The following is a 5,647-nucleotide window of genomic DNA, read 5'->3' on the forward strand; positions in this document are numbered from 1 at the left end:
GTTTAGGCTCCGGTTTAGGCTCCGGTTTAGGCTCTGGTTTAGGCTCGGTCTTTTCTTTATTTTCAGTGCTTACCGAGGAGCTAATCAGGTCATTTTTTTCAATATACTGTGGCCCTAACGAAATCTCTATTCCTAATTTAGCACTAGCTTGCGTACTATTTTGCAAGGCAATGGATGGCGAATAAAAAATTAAAAAAAATATAATTAAATGTACTAAAGCTGCAAGTAAAATTGCACCAGACCAAGCCCATACACCTAACTTTAAAGCTGTATCTTTCATTGCTGCGCCTGCTCAGTCAATAATTGTAATTTTTTGACACCTATACTATATAAGCCATGTGTAAAGCTTACTAGATGATTTCCAACAAGATCTGCATCAGCTTTTATAGTGATCACAGTGTTAGGACTACGCTTAATAATATCTGTAATCTTGGCAAGTAAATCCGGCTCTGATAACGGCTGATTATCTAGAGCAAAATGACCTTTCTTATTCATTAACACAACAATTGTCTCTGCATCTTTTGCTGTTTCACTACTCGAAGTGGGAGGAGTAATATCAAATGGCTCTGTTGCGCTTAAACTGCCTGCGATCATAAAAAAAATAAGTAATAAAAAGACTAAATTAATTAGCGGTAAAATACGTTCTTCTGTTTGATCAGGTCGTCGCTCAGGGAAATGCATTAATGTAACTCCAAAGGCATATTGGCGCTTATCTCAGTTTGATTATTTACCTGCCATGTTGGGTCTTGAACTAGCTGTAGAGGCGCTATTCTTTGCTCACTTAATACATCTAAAATGTCGATCAATGCCTGCACCGGAGTGTCACCTAAAGGTTGTAGAATTATTGCTTGTTCACTCGGCTTTACTTTGGCTTTCTTTAACAAACTACTTAGCGCAATTTCGTTGTTGTTAAGTAACAATTTATCGGTGGCAACTTGCACTAAAAACGGGGGTAAATCTGTTTTTAAAGACCCCCCTGTATTACTGCTACTATTTACTTCAACGCTATGCCATTTTGTAAAGCTCGAAGCTAACATAAAAAATATGAGCAAAATAAATACCACGTCAATTAGCGGCGTCAGGCTCACCAACGTTTTTCGTTTTGCTTGTTTAGCTGATAGTGTTGGAAATTGATTATACGCTTTTTGCATGCTCAGCCTGCATCGTGTTGACCTGCGAAAACACTACACTCTTTTGCTGTGCGTTGCCCTGATATAAAGCTTCACATCCCTGCTGCGACAAGTCAGTAATAAATACTTGTGTTAATAAGTTGTCCATTTCGTGGGCTAAGTGGTCTACTTGACGCTCTAAATAATTTAATAATGCCACCACAGGTATAGCCACACATAACCCCACAGCCGTTGTTAGTAGCGCCTCCCAAATACCACCAGATAAAATAGCAGGGTTCACTTTATTACCTGCATCTTCTAGTTGCTGAAACGCAGAAATCATACCCAACACAGTACCTAATAGACCAAGCAATGGCGACAAAGAAGCAATCACTTCTAATGGACGAAAGCCACGTCTTAAGCGAAACAGCGTATCACTACCAAACCTAAGAACGTCTTCACGTACCGCAGGCTCGGCAACATTGTGTTTAATCCCCCTAAACGCACGCGCCATTGCAAGAGTTATTGGGTTTGGATGTCTATTAGCTAAATTAAGTGCATCTTCACATTTTCCTTGCTGCCATAAAACAAGTACACGCTTTGCGAATTGCCGTTGCCAAATATGTGCTTTTTGAAACTGTATAAGCTTTATTAAAACAATGGTTAATGCGATTACCGACATCAACAACAGTATGTATACGACTGCTCCCCCTGTGTTTAAAAGCTCTATAGTCGTTTTGTACCAAGAGGGTGCGCTCATAACTTCAGCATCAGCTATTTTATTTTCTCCCACATCTTTTGTTATATCAGCTAAAGCTGAATCAAACTCTAAAGGTGCAGCCTCACTGACACTAGTTTCATTATTAATTGCGGAAATAACTTGGCTATTATCTACACTGGCTGACTCCTGAGATGAACAGGTAAATGGAAATATAAATAGTACAAATATGATCAAAAAGAATTTTAATTTCATCAACTGCCTCAACTTTTAATTTTATCAATTTTTTATTTACCTACCGCTAGGCAAGCAAGAATGATTACAACTACTTAACTACCGATATTTAATTCGAGATTGGCTGATAACTTTCGCGCTGCAAAAATTGCGAGTGCAGCACTACTAATTAGCAACAAGTCAATTGTTGCAACTGGCCAGTAAGCATCTGTAAATAAAGTTTTAATTATGTGGTCTCCGGTGGTGAGCCAGTTCAATAAAACCGCTGCAATGGCAATAAAAGCTACTGCCCAACATTGCTCAGTCCATGCCTTGATATAACCACTGCGCTTATTTATGAGCACTCTGATCACGCCATGAAATAAACAACACATCCACACACTAAAAAACACATATACTTCAAGGTCACGGACTAAAACACCTGCAAATTGCACTGAGTTATTAAATAGTCGATTAGCTACTAAAAAAGCCCCCGTTGCGATAATAATGCCCATAACTGCGCTCAGGTTATGTACATTCATAAAAGAGATGCTAAAACGTGTGCCGTCATGTTTTTGATTGCGTGCCTGTGTCCAATGTAATAGTCCAGTGGCTATCAAAACACATCCCCCAAGCCCTGCAACAAAGTAAAACCAGCGTAATGGCCAATGATCAAACTGCACATAATGCATACCCGCTAAAAAATTAAACACATTAGTAACGGAAGACGACTCGAAGTGCTCGAGCTCTGCACCTGTTGCAACAGAGAACCGTCGGTTATCCATATTTTGTGCCACACTTTTGTCACCACTTAAGCGAAGCGCAATCACACCTTCTGCATCCGCAGGATTACTTACCCGCACCATATAAACAGCACCATGCCCCAGCTCTTCCTCAGTGGCAGTAATTAAAGGGTCTATAGATGTTATCGTTGCAAATTCGCCGGACGCTTTAGGGGTAACTCGCCCTTGTGACTCACCAATAAAACGCCGCCTTGCAGGCGAATTACCTGCGCCTTCTTTGGCTTTAGGAGCTTTACTTTTACTATCGATTTTTTGGCGTGAGCGCGTAATTTCCTTAGCTGGAGTTTTCTGAGTATGTACTGCTTGAGGGTGCATTTGCTCATATACGGCATCGGGCGCTTTAGGAAAATAAATTAAGTGCGCAATCATTAATCCTGACAAAGTAATAACTAAGGTGAAAGGTAATAGTACAACGCCGGTTAGGTTATGCGCATCAAGGTTACCTCGGCTAAAACTACGCCACACTCTAAAGGAAAAGAAATCAGTAAATAATCTACGATGTATCACTATTCCTGAGACTAAAAGGCACAACATGCCAATGCTTGCAATACCCACCAGCCAAGCACCAATATTGCCTTTGCGTAACGTAAGATTATGGTGAAATGGATAAATAAAGCGACTTGCACCTCGCGTATTCGATGCAGGAAGCTGCTCTAACGTCACAGGGTGAAAACTATTTCGCTTAGCTATATGTGACTCTTTGGTATCATAACCCAACGCTAAAAAGGGCTTGCGCTCAGAAGGTAGTACGATACTCCATGCCGTAGCTCCCTCAGAGAGAGTATTGAGTAGAGGAACAATATCGCGATCAACGGATAATTTAGGTGCTGTATCCATATTAATTCGCGTTTGCGGCATCATCCAGCGATCTATTTCTTTATCGAATACTGATAGCGTGCCGGTCCAAAAAATAGCAAACAGTAAACCACTTAACAGCAACCCAGCCCAAGTATGCAAGACACTCATGTTAAATCTAAACCCGGTTTTCATACCAACGCCCCAGCTAACCAAGCTGCAACAAAGGTTATACCCGTAAAGCCGATCACATTTACCCAGGTTAATAACGTATTTCCGCGAGAAAAAGCCCACATTAAAATAACCGGTAAGTAGATAAAGCCTGTCATACTTGCAACAACAACAGCATCAGTCCACACCATACCTAAATGAAAAAGTACTGCCCCCGTAATATTGACAAGCTGCGAGCTGCTAATATAACAAAGCAAGCAAATAACAATTGAATGCACCACCATACTGATACTATAAAGCCATTTATAAACAGCCATAGTGTGATTAACGCGATTATTTAGATCAGTTAACACTGAGCCTTTTACGACCATTTTTTTCACCTAAAAATAAAAATAACATTACGGTTTATTGGTTTTTTCCACTGTGTTATCAAAATAAAAGTACGATATAACTTTGTTGATATAGCCCAATAAACGTGGGCACCACACCAAAGAAAATGCGACTAAAGTCGCCGCCAAACTTAATATTAAAACCCATACCAACGCGCCAAAACTAAAGCCATCATTAAACACCGCTAAAATTAATGACAATGCCACCATAAAAATTCCAATAAAACGCTGTGCTCTGACCGTACCTTGATTTGGAAAGGGTCCACCAATAACAGTACGCCAATGCTGAGTTTGACTAATAGCCCAACAACTAAAACCAACATAGGCACAGACAAACGACGCGATTAATCCGATGTGCATCATAAAATTCTTCAAAACCTCTCTTGATAATGAGCTCGTAACTTTACGCTAGTCCAAAAAGCACTGGCAGCCGAGATTAGTAGCACCAAGTCTGTAGCCGCTACAGGCCAGTAAGTATCTGTAAACACTGTTTTAATAAGGCCATCCCCTGTTCCCACCCAGTTTAAAATAACGGCAAAAACAGCAACAACAGCAATAAATCCACATTGCTGTGTCCAAGCCCTTAAGTATCCATATGATCTATCTTGTAAAACACTTAGCAAAGCATGCAACAAGCTAAGTAACCAAACGCTGAAAAATGCATATATTTCAGCTTTATCTCCCATAACAGCATCCAAATATGGGGATATATCCCTTACTCTGTTAGTAAGTAAAAACACACCTGTTGCAGCAATAATGCCGGTTATAACCGCAATATTATGTGCATTCATTAGAGCGACATTGAGAGGAGGGTTTAGGTTATTTTTATTACTCGCGGTGGTCCAATGCACTAAGCCCGTAGCAATTAATAAACAGCTACCTAAACCAGCAAAAAAATACAACCAACGAAGTGGCCAATGATCAAATTGGATATAGTGCATGCCACTTATAAAGTTCCAAATGCCAACAGCTTGCGAGCCAGTAAATGACCCTTTTGGCTCTCCTGTCATAGTATTAAAACGCTTATGATCATTACTTTTTGTAACCGAATCATCGCTATGTCTTCTAAACACAACAGAGCTATTAGTATCACCAGGATGATTTACTCGTACTAAATAAACACCTCCTTTACCCCAATCTGATTCAGCCTCTGAAATCATCTGTTCAATGGAGGCAAAATGGCCTTTTTCTCCGCTGGCAGACTCACGAATATGACCTAGCACCTTTGCTGAAAATAAACGCTGAGCATCTTTTTCATTCGCGACCTTATTACTATTCTCAACACTAATAGCTTGCTGATAAACGCGACTAATTAATTGAGGAAAATAGACTTGTTGTACAATAATCAACCCTGACAAAGTTATAACAAGAGTAAATGGTAGTAACACAACACCAGTTAAATTGTGCAGATCTAAATTAGCTCTGCTGAACTTACGAAATAAACGTAAA

At 39.9% G+C, this 5,647-nt stretch carries 8 protein-coding genes; all 8 read right to left on the bottom strand.

All coding sequences use genetic code 11. The features are described 5' to 3' along the window. A partial coding sequence (locus H5154_RS22210; RefSeq protein WP_259398590.1) for a hypothetical protein occupies positions 1 to 280 on the bottom strand: 280 nt, incomplete at its 3' end. Continuing rightward, on the bottom strand, positions 277 to 681 hold the full coding sequence (locus tag H5154_RS22215; RefSeq protein ID WP_182719654.1) for a biopolymer transporter ExbD: 405 nt from the start codon (positions 679 to 681) through the stop codon (positions 277 to 279). The genes H5154_RS22215 and H5154_RS22210, both read right to left, overlap by 4 nt. Continuing rightward, positions 681 to 1,151, bottom strand: coding sequence for a biopolymer transporter ExbD (locus H5154_RS22220; RefSeq protein WP_182719655.1), 471 nt, complete (start codon positions 1,149 to 1,151; stop codon positions 681 to 683). The genes H5154_RS22215 and H5154_RS22220 overlap by 1 nt, the downstream gene beginning before the upstream one ends. After that, on the bottom strand, positions 1,135 to 2,082 hold the full coding sequence (locus H5154_RS22225; RefSeq protein WP_182719656.1) for a MotA/TolQ/ExbB proton channel family protein: 948 nt from the start codon (positions 2,080 to 2,082) through the stop codon (positions 1,135 to 1,137). The genes H5154_RS22220 and H5154_RS22225 overlap by 17 nt, the downstream gene beginning before the upstream one ends. Positions 2,083 to 2,156: 74 nt before the next feature. Beyond that, positions 2,157 to 3,833 (bottom strand): PepSY domain-containing protein, encoded by a 1,677-nt coding sequence (locus H5154_RS22230; RefSeq protein ID WP_182719657.1) that lies wholly within the window; start codon positions 3,831 to 3,833, stop codon positions 2,157 to 2,159. After that, positions 3,830 to 4,180 carry a hypothetical protein gene (locus tag H5154_RS22235; protein WP_182719658.1) on the bottom strand — a complete coding sequence of 117 codons (351 nt, stop codon included), beginning with the start codon at positions 4,178 to 4,180 and terminating at the stop codon, positions 3,830 to 3,832. The genes H5154_RS22230 and H5154_RS22235 overlap by 4 nt, the downstream gene beginning before the upstream one ends. Positions 4,181 to 4,207: 27 nt before the next feature. Beyond that, entirely contained in the window at positions 4,208 to 4,561 is a 354-nt protein-coding gene (locus H5154_RS22240; RefSeq protein WP_182719659.1) for a DUF3325 family protein, read from the bottom strand. An 8-nt stretch (positions 4,562 to 4,569) separates the two neighbouring features. After that, positions 4,570 to 5,647, bottom strand: a 1,078-nt coding sequence (locus H5154_RS22245; protein WP_182719660.1) for a PepSY-associated TM helix domain-containing protein, incomplete at its 5' end; no start/stop codon positions are given.

Origin of the sequence: Pseudoalteromonas sp. SR44-5 (genome assembly GCF_014163675.1) — a bacterium.
Classification (GTDB): Bacteria; Pseudomonadota; Gammaproteobacteria; order Enterobacterales; family Alteromonadaceae; genus Pseudoalteromonas; species Pseudoalteromonas rhizosphaerae.